This is a genomic window from Streptomyces sp. 1222.5, from assembly GCF_900105245.1.
Classification (GTDB): Bacteria; Actinomycetota; Actinomycetes; order Streptomycetales; family Streptomycetaceae; genus Streptomyces; species Streptomyces albidocamelliae.
In genome coordinates, this window is record NZ_FNSZ01000001.1 from 3189097 (window position 1) to 3203137 (window position 14041).

Below are 14041 nucleotides of genomic sequence, written 5' to 3' on the forward strand. Positions count from 1 at the left end.
TTGGGCACGCCCACCCTCTAGACACGGAGCGTATTCGCGGCTTTACTGTGAGTGACGCCAGGGGGTTGGGGTCCCGGGGACAGGAACGTTCGGAGCGCGATAGCGTCACCGCGGAACCACGTTCGCGTTACCCCCGAGGGGCGACCCTCGGCCCCGTAGAGCTTGTACCACCATGGAGGTGAGGGTGTCCCAGATCGCAGGCGAGCCCGTGACGAACCAGGACTTCGTGGAAGTCCGGCTTCCGGCTGCGGGTGCCTACCTGTCGGTGCTGCGGACGGCCACGGCCGGTCTGGCGGCCCGCTTGGACTTCACCCTGGACGAGATCGAGGACCTGCGCATCGCCGTCGACGAGGCCTGCGCGATCCTGCTCCAGCAGGCCGTCCCCGGCTCCGTGCTCAGCTGTGTCTTCCGGCTCGTCGACGACTCGCTGGAGGTCACGGTGTCGGCGCCGACCACGGACGGCCACGCCCCCTCGCGGGACACCTTCGCCTGGACCGTGCTGTCGGCCCTCGCGGGCAAGGTCTCCTCCGCCGTCGACGAGGACAAGACCGTGTCGATCAGCCTCTACAAACAGCGCGGCGCGGGCCCCGGCCCGGCGTGAGGAACGGGGACGGTCCGGTGCGGGACGAAGAGCGCGGCACACGGGAGCTGCCGGCCGGGGACGGGGGTGCCCCCTGGCCGACCGGCGCCGAGACGTCCGGGGAAGGCCCGCAGGCCGGTTCCCGGCGCATGGCGGACGGCATCGACGGCATCCCCGACCAGGCCAGGCCCCACCCGGAGGACACCTCCGCGGGGGCCGGCCGTGACGGTGCCGTGCAGGGCACACCTTCACGGGGACGCGGCGGGTCCGCCTCCGCCGGCCGTGCGAAGGCGGGGCCTCGGGGAAGGGCAACGGGCGGGCAGATGAGCGAGCACGAGCGGAACGCCGAGGACGACGCGCCGGGCGCGGAGGCCGTGCAGGCCCCCCACCACGACCCGCAGGACCGCAGCGGGGCGCGCGCGATGTTCGTCGAGCTGCGCAAGCTGAACGCGGGCAGCGCGGAGTACGCGGAGCTGCGCAACAAGCTCGTCCGGATGCACCTGCCGCTCGTCGAGCACCTGGCGCGCCGCTTCCGCAACCGCGGCGAGCCGCTGGACGACCTGACCCAGGTCGCCACGATCGGCCTGATCAAGTCGGTCGACCGCTTCGACCCCGAGCGCGGCGTGGAGTTCTCCACGTACGCCACCCCGACCGTCGTCGGCGAGATCAAGCGGCACTTCCGCGACAAGGGCTGGGCGGTCCGCGTGCCGCGCCGGCTTCAGGAACTGCGGCTCGCGCTGACCACGGCCACCGCCGAGCTGTCCCAGCTGCACGGCCGCTCCCCGACGGTCCACGAGCTGGCCGAGAAGCTCGCCATCTCCGAGGAGGAGGTCCTGGAGGGACTGGAGTCCGCGAACGCGTACTCCACCCTGTCCCTGGACGTCCCCGACACCGACGACGAGTCCCCGGCGGTCGCGGACACCCTCGGCGCCGAGGACGAGGCGCTCGAGGGCGTGGAGTACCGCGAGTCCCTCAAGCCGCTGCTGGAGGATCTGCCGCCGCGGGAGAAGCGCATCCTGCTGCTGCGCTTCTTCGGCAACATGACGCAGTCGCAGATCGCGCAGGAGGTCGGCATCTCGCAGATGCACGTCTCCCGGCTGCTCGCCCGCACGCTGGCCCAGCTGCGGGAGAAGCTGCTCGTGGAGGAGTAGGGCGCAGGAGTGGGGCGCCCGCCTACTCGGACCGGCCCGGTCCCTTGATACCGAGGGCCCGGGTCGTCTCGCCGTTGACGAGGAGCACCAGCGCCGCCACGGCGACCACCGCGAGGGCGATACCGGCCGGGATGGCCATGCTGTTCGACTGAAGCAGGCTGTAGGCCACCGGCAGGGCCATGATCTGCGTGATCACGGCAGGGCCCCGGCTCCAGCCGCGGCGCAGCAGCAATCCGCGCGCGGCGAGCAGCGGAAGCAGCCCGAGCACGGCCAGCGTGATGCCCAGGGTCACGGCCTGCTGCCGGTCGTCCGGATCACCGGTGATCCCGAGGACGAGCACCCACAGACCGCCGGCCACCAGGGCGGCGCCCTCCAGTCCGGCCAGCGCCGCCGCGTACGTCAGCCGGCGCGGACGCGGTCCTTCGGCCACGGCTGCGTCGGCGGTGTCGGGTGCGGGCTTCTGGTCACTGCTCACCCCAGAAGGGTAGCCGTCGGGCCGCCGCGGACGGGGTGGGGTCGCCCTCAGGTCACCGACAGGTCAACGGTCCGATCGACTGCCTGGCCACCCTCCGGGTCACCTGCCGGCACCGGCCGGCGGCTTGCAGTCGATACGCCCCGAGTGTCCAGCCTCACGCCCTCCCCTCTTACCGGATCCCTACCTCGGTCTGGGCCGGGTACCACCCAGTAGGTACGCTGCCATGCATGCGTGCACTTCTCGTGGTCAATCCGGCGGCAACCACCACAAGCGCACGCAGGCGTGATGTCCTGATCCACGCGCTGGCCAGTGAGATGAAGCTGGAGGCGGTCACCACCGAGTACCGCGGCCACGCCCGGGACCTCGGACGGCAGGCGGCGGAGAGCGACGACATCGACATGGTCGTGGCCCTCGGCGGCGACGGCACGGTGAACGAAGTGGTCAACGGCCTGCTGCACGCCGGCCCCGCCCCCGACCGGCTGCCCGGCCTCGCCGTCGTCCCCGGTGGTTCCACCAACGTCTTCGCCCGGGCCCTGGGCCTGCCCAACGATCCCGTCGAGGCCACCGGCGCCCTGCTGGACGCCCTGCGCGAGAACCGGGAACGGATCGTCGGCCTGGGCCTGACCTCCGGCACGCCGGGTACCGAGGACGAGGCGGTCCCGGACCGCTGGTTCACCTTCAACGCGGGGCTCGGCTTCGACGCGGGCGTGGTGGGCCGGGTCGAGCAGCAGCGCGAGCGCGGCAAGAAGTCGACGCACGCGCTGTACGTACGTCAGGTGGTGCGGCAGTTCCTCGGCGAGCCGCACCGCCGACACGGCACGATCACGCTCGACCAGCCCGGTGCGGACCCGATCGAGGATCTGGTCGTCGCCATAGTCTCGAACACGTCCCCGTGGACGTTCCTCGGCAATCGAGCCATGTACACGTCACCGAAGGCCTCGTTCGACACGGGCATCGACGTACTCGGCCTCAGCCGTCTGTCGACGGCCGCCGTCGCCCGGTATGGCACCCAGTTGCTCACTTCGTCCCCCGAGCGGGGACCTCATGGCAAGCATGCGGTCTCACTGCACGATCTGGACCGCTTCACCTTGCATTCGAAGGCTCCCCTGCCCCTCCAGATGGACGGTGACCACCTGGGGCTGCGAACGAGCGTGACGTTCACAGGCGTACGCCGCGCACTGCGTGTGATTGTGTGAGCGGAACGGGCGAAAGTCCTTTCACTCGAACGTTTAGACCAGGGTCCACCCCATGGAAGTACGGCTGTGACCCAGTCGACACCGAGGAATCAAAAAAAACTTTCCGGAAGGGGTTGTATCCGCCGCTGAGGTTTGCGAGTCTCTACGTGGTGATCGGGACGGCCCGCAGGACCGGCCTCCACTGATCACCAGAACCCCTCTTCAAACCAAGGACCACGCCGGGTGAAGACTCGGCGGTCGGCCCTTCACTTGTTGAGGGATTCGTGAAAGCGTTCACATTCACAAGCAACTTGCACGTAATACCAAGGAGAGGTAGCAGCCATGGACTGGCGTCACAACGCCGTTTGCCGCGAGGAAGACCCCGAGCTCTTCTTCCCCATCGGCAACACCGGTCCTGCGCTGCTGCAGATCGAGGAAGCCAAGGCCGTCTGCCGTCGCTGCCCGGTTATCGAGCAGTGCCTGCAGTGGGCGCTCGAGTCCGGTCAGGACTCCGGCGTCTGGGGTGGTCTCAGCGAGGACGAGCGTCGCGCCATGAAGCGCCGTGCCGCCCGCAACCGGGCCCGTCAGGCCTCCGCCTGACACACCCACCCCTGCTGACAGCCTGAGCTTGGCGGCGCGTGCAGCACGCACGCATCTCCCGCCCCCGAGCCGCAGCGCGCAGTATCCCCCGATGCGCTTAGCGATTTAGCGGAGCAGCAACGAGCACAAGCCTCGGACCCATGGCGGTCCGGGGCTTTTTGCTGTCCCGGTCCCCGCCCGAACCCAACTGCCCATCCCCGCGGGCTCGTCGCTCGGTTCCCGGCAGGCCGGCCGCTCACTTCTGCGCCAGGACCGGGATGTCCAGGATCACCCGCGTCCCCCGCTCCGGGGCCGGCACCATGTCGAACGAGCCGCCCAACTCGCCCTCCACCAGGGTCCGTACGATCTGCAGGCCCAGGTTTCCCGAGCGGTGCGGGTCGAAGCCCTCGGGCAGGCCGACGCCGTCGTCCTGGACGGTGACGAGGAGGCGGGCCTCCTTGGTGGTGCCACCGCGGACGGCGGAGACCTCGACCGTGCCGGTGTCGCCCTGACGGAAGCCGTGTTCGAGGGCGTTCTGCAGCACCTCGGTGAGGACCATCGACAACGGGGTGGCGACCTCGGCGTCGAGTATCCCGAACCGGCCGGTGCGCCGGCCGGTCACCTTGCCCGGCGAGATCTCGGCGACCATCGCCAGCACCCGGTCGGCGATGTCGTCGAACTCCACCCGCTCGTCCAGGTTCTGAGACAGCGTCTCATGGACGATGGCGATGGAGCCGACCCGTCGTACGGCCTCCTCCAGGGCCTCCCGGCCGCGCTCGGAATCGATGCGCCGGGCCTGGAGGCGGAGCAGGGCGGCGACCGTCTGGAGGTTGTTCTTCACCCGGTGGTGGATCTCCCGGATGGTCGCGTCCTTGGTGATCAACTCGCGCTCGCGGCGCCGGAGTTCCGTGACGTCCCGGCACAGCACCAGTGAACCGATGCGAGTGCCCTTGGGCTTGAGCGGGATGGCCCGGAACTGGATCACCCCGTCGTGGGCCTCGATCTCGAACTCGCGCGGGGCCCAGCCGCTGGCCACCTTGGCCAGCGCCTCGTCCACCGGCCCCCGGGATGGCGCCAGTTCCGCCGTGGTCCGCCCCAGGTGGTGACCGACCAGGTCGGCGGCAAGGCCCAGCCGGTGGTAGGCGGACAGGGCGTTCGGGGAGGCGTACTGGACGATGCCGTCCGCGTCCAGCCGGATGAGGCCGTCGCCGACGCGGGGCGAGGCGTCCATGTCGACCTGCTGGTCGGGGAAGGGGAACGAGCCGGCCGCGATCATCTGCGCGAGGTCCGAGGCGCTCTGGAGATAGGTGAGCTCCAGCCGGCTCGGGGTACGGACGGTGAGCAGGTTGGTGTTGCGGGCGATCACCCCGAGGACGCGGCCCTCACGCCGTACGGGGATGGACTCCACCCGTACCGGGACCTCCTCGCGCCACTCCGGGTCGCCCTCGCGCACGATCCGGCCCTCGTCCAGGGCCGCGTCCAGCATGGGCCGGCGCCCGCGCGGGACGAGATGGCCGACCATGTCGTCCTGGTAGGAGGTCGGACCGGTGTTGGGGCGCATCTGCGCGACCGAGACGTACCGGGTGCCGTCGCGGGTGGGAACCCACAGGACCAGGTCGGCGAAGGAGAGGTCGGAGAGCAGCTGCCACTCCGAGACCAGCAGGTGGAGCCACTCGAGGTCGGAGTCGTCGAGGGCCGTGTGCTGGCGTACGAGTTCGTTCATGGAGGGCACGGTGCGAGCGTACCCGCGGCTTCGCGGTGGCCGGAAAACACCCGCGGGCCGCGGCGCCTGGAAGGGACCCTCAACCCTCCCGGCACCGCAGCCCGGAGCATCATCGGCCGTGGGGTGTGCGGTCCCGGTCGGCCGAAGGTCGAGGAGCCGGGGCAGTCAGGGCAGAGAGCGCCGGTTCCTCGATCCGCCTTCCTGTGCGGGGAAGACGGAGGCTTGTTCACTTGGATTGTGGACTAGACCACGAAGGCGTGTCCATGGTGCGGCGGCCTGCGCGTTCGAGCGATGGCACGCGATGCCACGCAGCCTAGCCCGCCCCGGCCGGTCATGGGGCCGGATGACCGCGGCAATTTCCGCGGGCGCCCGTGGTTTCCCTTGGGGCACCTGGGAGGAGACGCCTTTCGGGGGCGCCCTCGAACGCCGATTCTGTTAGATTGGTCTAAACCACATAGAGACGCACGAGCCCACTTCAGAACGGCAGGCCCAGCGTGGAAGTTGTCATCGTTCCGGATGCCGCGGCGGGCGGCGAGCTGATCGCCGAGGCCATGGCGCAGCTGCTGCGACGCAAGCCCGACGCCGTGCTCGGCGTGGCCACCGGCTCCACCCCACTGCCCGTCTACCAGGCCCTGACCGCGAAGGTGCGCTCCGGCGCCGTGGACACCTCGCGGGCGCGGATCGCCCAGCTCGACGAGTACGTGGGGCTGCCCGCCGACCACCCGGAGTCGTACCGCTCTGTACTGCGCCGGGAGGTGCTGGAGCCGCTCGGGATCGGCATGGACGCGTTCATGGGCCCTGACGGCACGGCCGCGGACGTTCAGGCGGCGTGCGAGGCGTACGACCGGGAACTCGTCGCGGCCGGCGGCGTCGACCTCCAGCTGCTCGGCATCGGGACCGACGGGCACATCGGGTTCAACGAGCCGTGCTCCTCGCTCGCCTCGCGCACCCGCATCAAGACGCTGACCGAGCAGACCCGCGTCGACAACGCGCGCTTCTTCGACGGTGACATCGAGCAGGTCCCGCACCACGTCATCACCCAGGGCATCGGCACGATCCTTGAGGCCCGGCACCTGGTGCTGCTGGCGACCGGCGAGGGCAAGGCGGACGCCGTCGCGGCGACCGTCGAGGGACCGGTCGCCGCGGTCTGCCCGGCCTCCGCGCTCCAGCTCCACCCGCACGCCACGGTGGTCGTCGACGAGGCGGCCGCGAGCAAGCTCAAGCTGGCCGACTACTTCCGCCACACCTACGCGCACAAGCCGGAGTGGCAGGGGATCTGACCGCAGCGGCGGCGGCGCGGCCGGGGCGTCGCCGCACGCACTGCCCCTGATGGACTAGACCAACAGCAGGGGCCCCGGTATACAGAGGAGATCACGGAGCGTGCGGGGTGGACTCCTGGCGCACGAAGCCGTGCCACGATGTGAGCCGTGGCCGATGCGAGGTCGGTCGCTTTCGGCATCCGGAGCCGGGAAGGCAGAGCATGAGCACCGACGTCAGCAGTGCGGAGAACGAGGCCGGCACGACCGTCCGTACCGCGCGCGTGCCCAAGTACTACCGCTTGAAGAAGCACCTGCTCGACATGACGGAGACGCAGGCGCCGGGCACGCCGGTACCGCCCGAGCGCACGCTGGCCGCCGAGTTCGACACCTCCCGCACCACCGTCCGCCAGGCCCTGCAGGAGCTCGTCGTCGAGGGCCGGCTGGAGCGCATCCAGGGCAAGGGCACCTTCGTCGCCAAGCCCAAGGTCTCCCAGGCGCTGCAGCTCACCTCGTACACCGAGGACATGCGCGCCCAGGGCCTGGAGCCGACCTCGCAGCTGCTGGACATCGGCTACATCACGGCCGACGACCGGCTCGCCGACCTGCTGGACATCACCGCCGGCGGGCGGGTGCTGCGCATCGAGCGGCTGCGCATGGCCAACGCCGAGCCGATGGCGATCGAGACCACGCATCTGAGCGCCAAGCGCTTCCCGGCCCTGCGCCGCTCGCTCGTTAAGTACACGTCGCTGTACACCGCGCTCGCCGAGGTCTACGACGTCCACCTCGCCGAGGCCGAGGAGACCATCGAGACCTCCCTGGCCACGCCCCGTGAGGCGGGCCTGCTCGGCACGGACGTGGGCCTGCCGATGCTGATGCTCTCCCGGCACTCGCTGGACCGCGAGGGCAAGCCGGTGGAGTGGGTGCGGTCCGTGTACCGGGGCGACCGGTACAAGTTCGTCGCGCGGCTGAAGCGGCCCGTGGACTGACCCCGGCGGCATCTCTTCACACCGCCACCCCGAAATCGGCATACCGATATCCGGACGAGGTCTTCCCGTGCACTGATCCCGTCACCTAGATTGCCTGCGCATTACACGCGTGATCAGCAAGGGGACGGGAGCCGTGGCATGTCCGAAACACCTCAAGTGAGACCTCCGGTGGTGACACCGGTCCGGGTCGTCATCGGCCTGTGTCTGGTGGCGCCCTTCGTCGCGATGCTGTGGCTCGGTTCGTACGCCAAGACGGACCCCACGTTCATCGGGATCCCGTTCTTCTACTGGTACCAGATGCTCTGGGTGCTGATCTCCACCGCGCTCACGATGACCGCGTACAAGCTGTGGCAGCACGACCAGCGTTCCCGCAACGGTGCGAAGGGGGGTGCCGCGCAGTGAAGGACGGGGTCAACGGCGTCGCGCTCGGCGTCTTCATCTTCTTCTTCCTGGCCGTCACGGTCATGGGCTTCCTGGCCGCGCGCTGGCGCCGGGCCGAGAACGAGCACTCCCTGGACGAATGGGGCCTGGGCGGCCGGTCGTTCGGCACCTGGGTCACCTGGTTCCTGCTGGGCGGTGACCTGTACACGGCCTACACCTTCGTCGCCGTCCCGGCGGCGATCTACGCGGCGGGCGCGTCCGGCTTCTTCGCGGTGCCGTACACGATCCTGGTGTACCCGCTGATCTTCACCTTCCTGCCCCGCCTGTGGTCCGTGTCCCACAAGCACGGCTATGTCACCACCTCCGACTTCGTGCGCGGCCGGTTCGGCTCGAAGGGCCTGTCGCTGGCGGTGGCGCTCACCGGCATCCTGGCGACGATGCCGTACATCGCGCTGCAGCTCGTGGGCATCCAGGCGGTGCTCGACGTGATGGGCGTCGGCGGCGGCGAGAACACCAACTGGTTCGTGAAGGACCTCCCGCTGCTCATCGCCTTCGGTGTGCTCGCGGCCTACACGTACTCCTCCGGCCTGCGCGCGCCCGCGCTGATCGCGTTCGTCAAGGACGCGCTGATCTACATCGTCATCGCGGTGGCGATCATCTACATCCCGATCAAGCTGGGCGGCTTCGACGACGTCTTCGCCAAGGCGGGCGGCGCGTTCAGCCAGGTCAACCCCGCCACCGGCAAGCCGCGCGGCGCGCTCGTCCCGCCCGAGGCGGGCCAGTGGACGTACGCCACGCTGGCGCTCGGCTCGGCCCTCGCGCTGTTCATGTACCCGCACTCGATCACCGCGACCCTGTCGTCCAGGAGCCGTGAGGTGATCCGCCGGAACACCACGATCCTGCCGCTGTACTCGCTCATGCTGGGCCTGCTGGCGCTGCTGGGCTTCATGGCGATCGCGGCCGGGGTGAAGGTGACCAACGGGCAGCTGGCGATCCCGCAGCTGTTCGAGGACATGTTCCCGGACTGGTTCGCGGGCGTGGCCTTCGCGGCGATCGGCATCGGCGCGCTCGTGCCGGCGGCGATCATGTCCATCGCAGCGGCCAACCTCTTCACCCGCAACATCTACAAGGACTTCATCAAGCCGGACGCCACGCCCAAGCAGGAGGCCCAGGTCTCCAAGATCGTGTCGCTGCTGGTGAAGGTGGGCGCGCTGGTCTTCGTCCTCACCATGGACAAGACGGTCGCCATCAACTTCCAGCTGCTGGGCGGCATCTGGATCCTGCAGACCTTCCCGGCCCTGGTGGGCGGCCTGTTCACCCGCTGGTTCCACCGCTGGGCGCTGCTGGCCGGCTGGGCGGTCGGCATGGTGTACGGCACGGTCGCCGCGTACGGGGTGGCCTCGCCGACGCAGAAGCACTTCGGCGGCTCCGCGAAGGAGATCCCGGGTATCGGCGAGATCGGGTACATCGGTCTCACCGCGTTCGTCCTGAACGTCGTCGTCACCGTGGTCCTGACCTTCGTCCTGAAGGCCGTGAAGGCCCCCGAGGGCCTCGACCAGACCCGGCCGGAGGACTACACCGCGGACGCCGGCGACCCGGGCGTCCAGGTGGAGCTGCCGCCGGCGACGGCGGGCACCGGTCACTGAGCGACAGCCGCGCGACGGGCCGCCGGAGGGGATCCGGCGGCCCGTCGTCGTTCCCGCCCGGCACACCGCCGCCGCCCGGGCAGGCGGCCGGCGACATCACTCTTCTCACCTACCAGTTGACGCTCTGAAACCGACGGCGACACAACATCTGGGGGTGGCGTGGCGGGCGAGCACAAGATGTATGCTCATCCTCGCTGTCGCCGCAGGGGAATCCGGTGCGAATCCGGAACTGTCCCGCAACGGTGTACTTGCGTGTCTCCGCACGCCTGTTCAGTCCGAGGACCTGCCGCCAGCGCGCCCGGCCGTCCGGTCCGGGTGCTCACAGACGTCCGGGCCTCGCGGAGTGGGCCGGTGGACGCGACGCCGTGCGCGCTCGTGGCTGCCCCCTGCCCTCCGCCAGGCCCTGTGCCGAGCGAGGGAGAGCCCCACGTGACCATCGCGCCAGCAGACCCGGCTTCAGTCAGCGAGCTGAAGACCGCCGGTCCCGGTGCCGCGCTGCTGCGGACCCTGACCGAGCTGACCGCCGACCTCCCCGACGCCGACCCCGGCCGGGTCGCCGCCGCCGCGCTGCGCGGCCGGTCCGCGCGGGCCGACGAGGCGGAGTTGCGCGAGCTGGCCACGGAGGCGGCCGCCGGCCTGATCTCCGAGGACCCCGCCTACTCCCGGCTGGCCGCCCGACTGCTGACCCTCGCCATCCGCGAGGAGGCCGCCTCGCAGGGCGTCACCTCGTTCACCGAGTCCGTGGCCGTGGGACACCGGGAGGGGCTCATCGCGGACCGGACCGCCGAGTTCGTCCGGCTGCACGCCGGGCGGCTGGACGCGCTGGTCGACCGGGCCGCCGACGACCGCTTCGGCTACTTCGGCCTGCGCACCCTGCACAGCCGCTACCTGCTGCGGCACCCCTTCACCCGCAAGGTCGTCGAGACGCCCCAGCACTTCATGCTGCGGGTCGCCGCCGGCCTGGCCGAGGACGACACCACCCGCTCGGTGGACGAGGTCGCGGCGCTCTACAGGCTCATGAGCCGCCTCGACTACCTGCCGTCCTCCCCCACCCTGTTCAACTCCGGTACGCGGCACCCGCAGATGTCGTCCTGCTACCTGCTGGACTCCCCGCTGGACGAGCTGGACTCCATCTACGACCGCTACCACCAGGTCGCGCGGCTCTCCAAGCACGCCGGCGGGATCGGTCTGTCGTACTCCCGGATCCGCAGCCGCGGTTCGCTGATCCGTGGCACCAACGGGCACTCCAACGGCATCGTCCCGTTCCTGAAGACCCTGGACGCCTCGGTGGCCGCGGTGAACCAGGGCGGCCGGCGCAAGGGCGCGGCCGCGGTGTACCTGGAGACCTGGCACTCCGACATCGAGGAGTTCCTGGAGCTGCGGGACAACACCGGTGAGGACGCCCGCCGTACGCACAACCTGAACCTGGCGCACTGGATCCCGGACGAGTTCATGCGCCGCGTCAACGCCGACGAGCAGTGGTCGCTGTTCTCCCCGGCGGACGTGCCCGAGCTGGTGGACCTGTGGGGCGCGGAGTTCGACGCCGCGTACCGCGAGGCCGAGGCCGCCGGGCTGGCCCGGAAGACCATCGCTGCCCGTGACCTGTACGGCCGCATGATGCGCACGCTGGCACAGACCGGCAACGGCTGGATGACCTTCAAGGACGCGGCCAACCGCACCGCCAACCAGACGGCCGAGCCGGGCCACGTCGTCCACTCCTCGAACCTCTGCACGGAGATCCTGGAGGTCACGGACGACGGCGAGACCGCGGTCTGCAACCTGGGCTCGGTCAACCTGGGCGCCTTCGTCGTCGACGGCGACATCGACTGGGAGCGGCTGGACGAGACGGTCCGCACCGCCGTCACCTTCCTCGACCGCGTCGTGGACATCAACTTCTACCCGACCGAGCAGGCGGGCCGCTCCAACGCCAGATGGCGGCCGGTGGGCCTCGGCGCGATGGGTCTGCAGGACGTCTTCTTCAAGCTGCGGCTGCCCTTCGACTCCCCCGAGGCCAAGGCCCTGTCGACGCGGATCGCCGAGCGCATCATGCTGGCCGCGTACGAGGCCTCCGCCGACCTCGCCGAGCGCAACGGCCCGCTGCCGGCCTGGGAGAAGACCCGTACCGCCCGCGGTGTGCTGCACCCCGACCACTACGGCGTGGAGCCGGCCTGGCCGGAGCGCTGGGCGGCGCTGCGCGAGCGGATCGCCTCGGTCGGCATGCGCAACTCGCTGCTCCTCGCCATCGCCCCGACCGCCACCATCGCCTCCATCGCGGGCGTCTACGAGTGCATCGAGCCGCAGGTCTCCAACCTGTTCAAGCGCGAGACGCTGTCGGGTGAGTTCCTCCAGGTCAACTCCTATCTGGTGCGGGACCTGAAGGACCTGGGCGTGTGGGACGCGCGCACCCGCGAGGCGCTGCGCGAGTCCAACGGCTCGGTGCAGGACTTCGCCTGGATCCCGGCGGACGTGCGGCAGCTGTACCGCACCGCCTGGGAGATCCCGCAGCGCGGCCTCATCGACATGGCCGCGGCGCGTACCCCGTACCTGGATCAGGCGCAGTCGCTGAACCTGTTCCTGGAGACGCCGACCATCGGCAAGCTCTCCTCGATGTACGCGTACGCCTGGAAGTCGGGCCTGAAGACGACGTACTACCTGCGCTCCCGTCCGGCGACGCGGATCGCCCGGGCCGCCCAGGCCCAGGCGCAGAGCCAGGCGCCCATCCCCGTCCAGCAGGTCGCCGAGCCCGACGCGGTCGCCTGCTCCCTTGAGAACCCCGAGTCCTGCGAGGCCTGCCAGTGATGACCACCCGTAACCAGAACCTCCTCGACCCGGGCTTCGAGCTGACCCTGCGTCCCATGCGCTACCCGGACTTCTACGAGCGCTACCGGGACGCCATCAAGAACACCTGGACCGTGGAGGAGGTCGACCTGCACTCGGACGTGGCCGACCTCGCAAAGCTGTCCCCGGAGGAGCAGCACCTGATCGGCCGGCTGGTCGCGTTCTTCGCGACGGGCGACTCGATCGTCGCGAACAACCTGGTGCTGACGCTGTACAAGCACATCAACTCCCCGGAGGCGCGCCTGTACCTGTCGCGCCAGCTGTTCGAGGAGGCCGTGCACGTCCAGTTCTATCTGACGCTGCTCGACACCTACCTTCCCGACCCGGAGGACCGGGCCGCCGCCTTCGCCGCCGTGGAGAACATCCCGTCGATCCGCGAGAAGGCCGGGTTCTGCTTCAAGTGGATCAACGAGGTGGAGAAGCTGGACCGCCTCGAGTCGAAGGCGGACCGCCGCCGCTTCCTGCTCAACCTGAGCTGCTTCGCCGCGTGCATCGAGGGGCTGTTCTTCTACGGCGCCTTCGCGTACGTCTACTGGTTCCGCAGCCGGGGTCTGCTGCACGGTCTCGCCACGGGCACCAACTGGGTGTTCCGCGACGAGACGATGCACATGTCCTTCGCCTTCGAGGTGGTCGACACCGTCCGCAAGGAGGAGCCGGACCTGTTCGACGACGAGCTCCAGCAGCAGGTCACCGACATGCTGCGGGAGGCCGTCGAGGCGGAGCTGCAGTTCGCGCGCGACCTGTGCGGTGACGGCCTGCCCGGCATGAACACCGACTCCATGCGCCAGTACCTGGAGTGCGTCGCCGACCAGCGTCTGACGCGTCTCGGCTTCGCCCCGGTGTACGGCTCGGAGAACCCCTTCTCCTTCATGGAGCTGCAGGGCGTCCAGGAGCTGACGAACTTCTTCGAGCGCCGCCCGTCCGCGTACCAGGTCGCCGTGGAGGGCACGGTCGACTTCGACGAGGACTTCTGACCGGCCGCACTCAGGCGGCGCGGGTCGCGCCGTGGTGACGGCGGGACTTGACGGCCCTCCGGGGGGCCGGCGGCTGCGGGGACGCGGCCGCCGGCCGCCGCCCGCTGCGCTCGGCCTCCCTGAGCTGCCGGTCGATACGCCGGTCGCGCACGATGCCGAGCACGGACGGGAGGACCAGCAGGAGCAGGATCCCGAGGGTGGCGGTCATTCCGATCAGGCCTTCGATCTGGTTTCCGTTCATGGACACCACTGTCGCGCCGAATGCTCCTTACCG

At 70.0% G+C, this 14041-nt stretch carries 13 protein-coding genes and 1 riboswitch; of the genes, 10 read left to right on the forward strand and 3 right to left on the reverse strand.

Annotated elements, in window-relative coordinates; genetic code table 11:
* The first annotated feature begins 184 nt into the window (after nt 1–184).
* Both BLW57_RS14185 and BLW57_RS14190 read left to right on the forward strand, forming a co-directional pair.
* Nucleotides 185–601: an ATP-binding protein gene (locus BLW57_RS14185; protein ID WP_073889396.1), complete on the forward strand. Its 417-nt coding sequence runs from the start codon at nt 185–187 to the stop codon at nt 599–601.
* A gap of 17 nt (nt 602–618) precedes the next feature.
* Complete coding sequence (locus tag BLW57_RS14190; protein WP_176985577.1) at nt 619–1731, forward strand: RNA polymerase sigma factor SigF; 1113 nt, start codon at nt 619–621, stop codon at nt 1729–1731.
* A gap of 22 nt (nt 1732–1753) precedes the next feature.
* On the opposite strand, the gene BLW57_RS14195 is transcribed toward BLW57_RS14190, so the two are convergent.
* Complete coding sequence (locus BLW57_RS14195) at nt 1754–2206, reverse strand: hypothetical protein (protein ID WP_093474829.1); 453 nt, start codon at nt 2204–2206, stop codon at nt 1754–1756.
* Nucleotides 2207–2433: 227 nt separating this feature from the next.
* Here BLW57_RS14195 and BLW57_RS14200 point away from each other — a divergent pair, with 227 nt between their 5' ends.
* Both BLW57_RS14200 and BLW57_RS14205 read left to right on the forward strand, forming a co-directional pair.
* Nucleotides 2434–3402, forward strand: coding sequence for a diacylglycerol/lipid kinase family protein (locus tag BLW57_RS14200; protein ID WP_093474830.1), 969 nt, complete (start codon nt 2434–2436; stop codon nt 3400–3402).
* Between the two features lie 321 nt (nt 3403–3723).
* A complete protein-coding gene (locus tag BLW57_RS14205) occupies nt 3724–3981 on the forward strand; it encodes a WhiB family transcriptional regulator (RefSeq protein WP_003992873.1) in 258 nt (85 codons plus the stop codon).
* A gap of 235 nt (nt 3982–4216) precedes the next feature.
* Here the strand turns inward: BLW57_RS14205 and BLW57_RS14210 are convergent, their stop codons facing one another.
* Nucleotides 4217–5692 (reverse strand): sensor histidine kinase, encoded by a 1476-nt coding sequence (locus BLW57_RS14210; protein WP_093474832.1) that lies wholly within the window; start codon nt 5690–5692, stop codon nt 4217–4219.
* 485 nt (nt 5693–6177) lie between these two features.
* Between BLW57_RS14210 and nagB the strand changes: the two genes are divergently transcribed.
* The 6 genes from nagB (at nt 6178) to BLW57_RS14240 (ending at nt 13767) form a co-directional block, all read left to right on the forward strand.
* Complete coding sequence (gene nagB / locus BLW57_RS14215) at nt 6178–6963, forward strand: glucosamine-6-phosphate deaminase (protein WP_093474833.1); 786 nt, start codon at nt 6178–6180, stop codon at nt 6961–6963.
* Between the two features lie 200 nt (nt 6964–7163).
* Nucleotides 7164–7928, forward strand: coding sequence for a GntR family transcriptional regulator (locus BLW57_RS14220; RefSeq protein ID WP_073889388.1), 765 nt, complete (start codon nt 7164–7166; stop codon nt 7926–7928).
* A gap of 138 nt (nt 7929–8066) precedes the next feature.
* Complete coding sequence (locus tag BLW57_RS14225) at nt 8067–8330, forward strand: DUF3311 domain-containing protein (RefSeq protein ID WP_176985578.1); 264 nt, start codon at nt 8067–8069, stop codon at nt 8328–8330.
* Complete coding sequence (gene mctP, locus BLW57_RS14230; protein WP_093474836.1) at nt 8327–9955, forward strand: monocarboxylate uptake permease MctP; 1629 nt, start codon at nt 8327–8329, stop codon at nt 9953–9955. The genes BLW57_RS14225 and mctP overlap by 4 nt, the downstream gene beginning before the upstream one ends.
* Before the next feature lie 146 nt (nt 9956–10101).
* Nucleotides 10102–10261, forward strand: a riboswitch (cobalamin riboswitch).
* A gap of 123 nt (nt 10262–10384) precedes the next feature.
* Nucleotides 10385–12754, forward strand: a complete 2370-nt coding sequence (locus BLW57_RS14235; protein WP_093474838.1) for a ribonucleoside-diphosphate reductase subunit alpha — start codon at nt 10385–10387, stop codon at nt 12752–12754.
* Nucleotides 12754–13767 carry a ribonucleotide-diphosphate reductase subunit beta gene (locus BLW57_RS14240; RefSeq protein WP_093474839.1) on the forward strand — a complete coding sequence of 338 codons (1014 nt, stop codon included), beginning with the start codon at nt 12754–12756 and terminating at the stop codon, nt 13765–13767. The genes BLW57_RS14235 and BLW57_RS14240 overlap by 1 nt, the downstream gene beginning before the upstream one ends.
* A gap of 10 nt (nt 13768–13777) precedes the next feature.
* Here BLW57_RS14240 and BLW57_RS14245 read toward each other — a convergent pair whose 3' ends face one another.
* Complete coding sequence (locus tag BLW57_RS14245; RefSeq protein ID WP_093474840.1) at nt 13778–14008, reverse strand: hypothetical protein; 231 nt, start codon at nt 14006–14008, stop codon at nt 13778–13780.
* Nucleotides 14009–14041: the final 33 nt, after the last annotated feature.

Coding starts and splice junctions, on each gene's coding strand:
- BLW57_RS14200 (WP_093474830.1), top strand. CDS start 2,434: ATGCGTGCACTTCTCGTGGTCAATCCGGCGGCAACCACCACAAGCGCA.
- BLW57_RS14205 (WP_003992873.1), top strand. CDS start 3,724: ATGGACTGGCGTCACAACGCCGTTTGCCGCGAGGAAGACCCCGAGCTC.
- BLW57_RS14220 (WP_073889388.1), top strand. CDS start 7,164: ATGAGCACCGACGTCAGCAGTGCGGAGAACGAGGCCGGCACGACCGTC.
- BLW57_RS14225 (WP_176985578.1), top strand. CDS start 8,067: ATGTCCGAAACACCTCAAGTGAGACCTCCGGTGGTGACACCGGTCCGG.
- BLW57_RS14240 (WP_093474839.1), top strand. CDS start 12,754: ATGACCACCCGTAACCAGAACCTCCTCGACCCGGGCTTCGAGCTGACC.
- BLW57_RS14245 (WP_093474840.1), bottom strand. CDS start 14,008: ATGAACGGAAACCAGATCGAAGGCCTGATCGGAATGACCGCCACCCTC.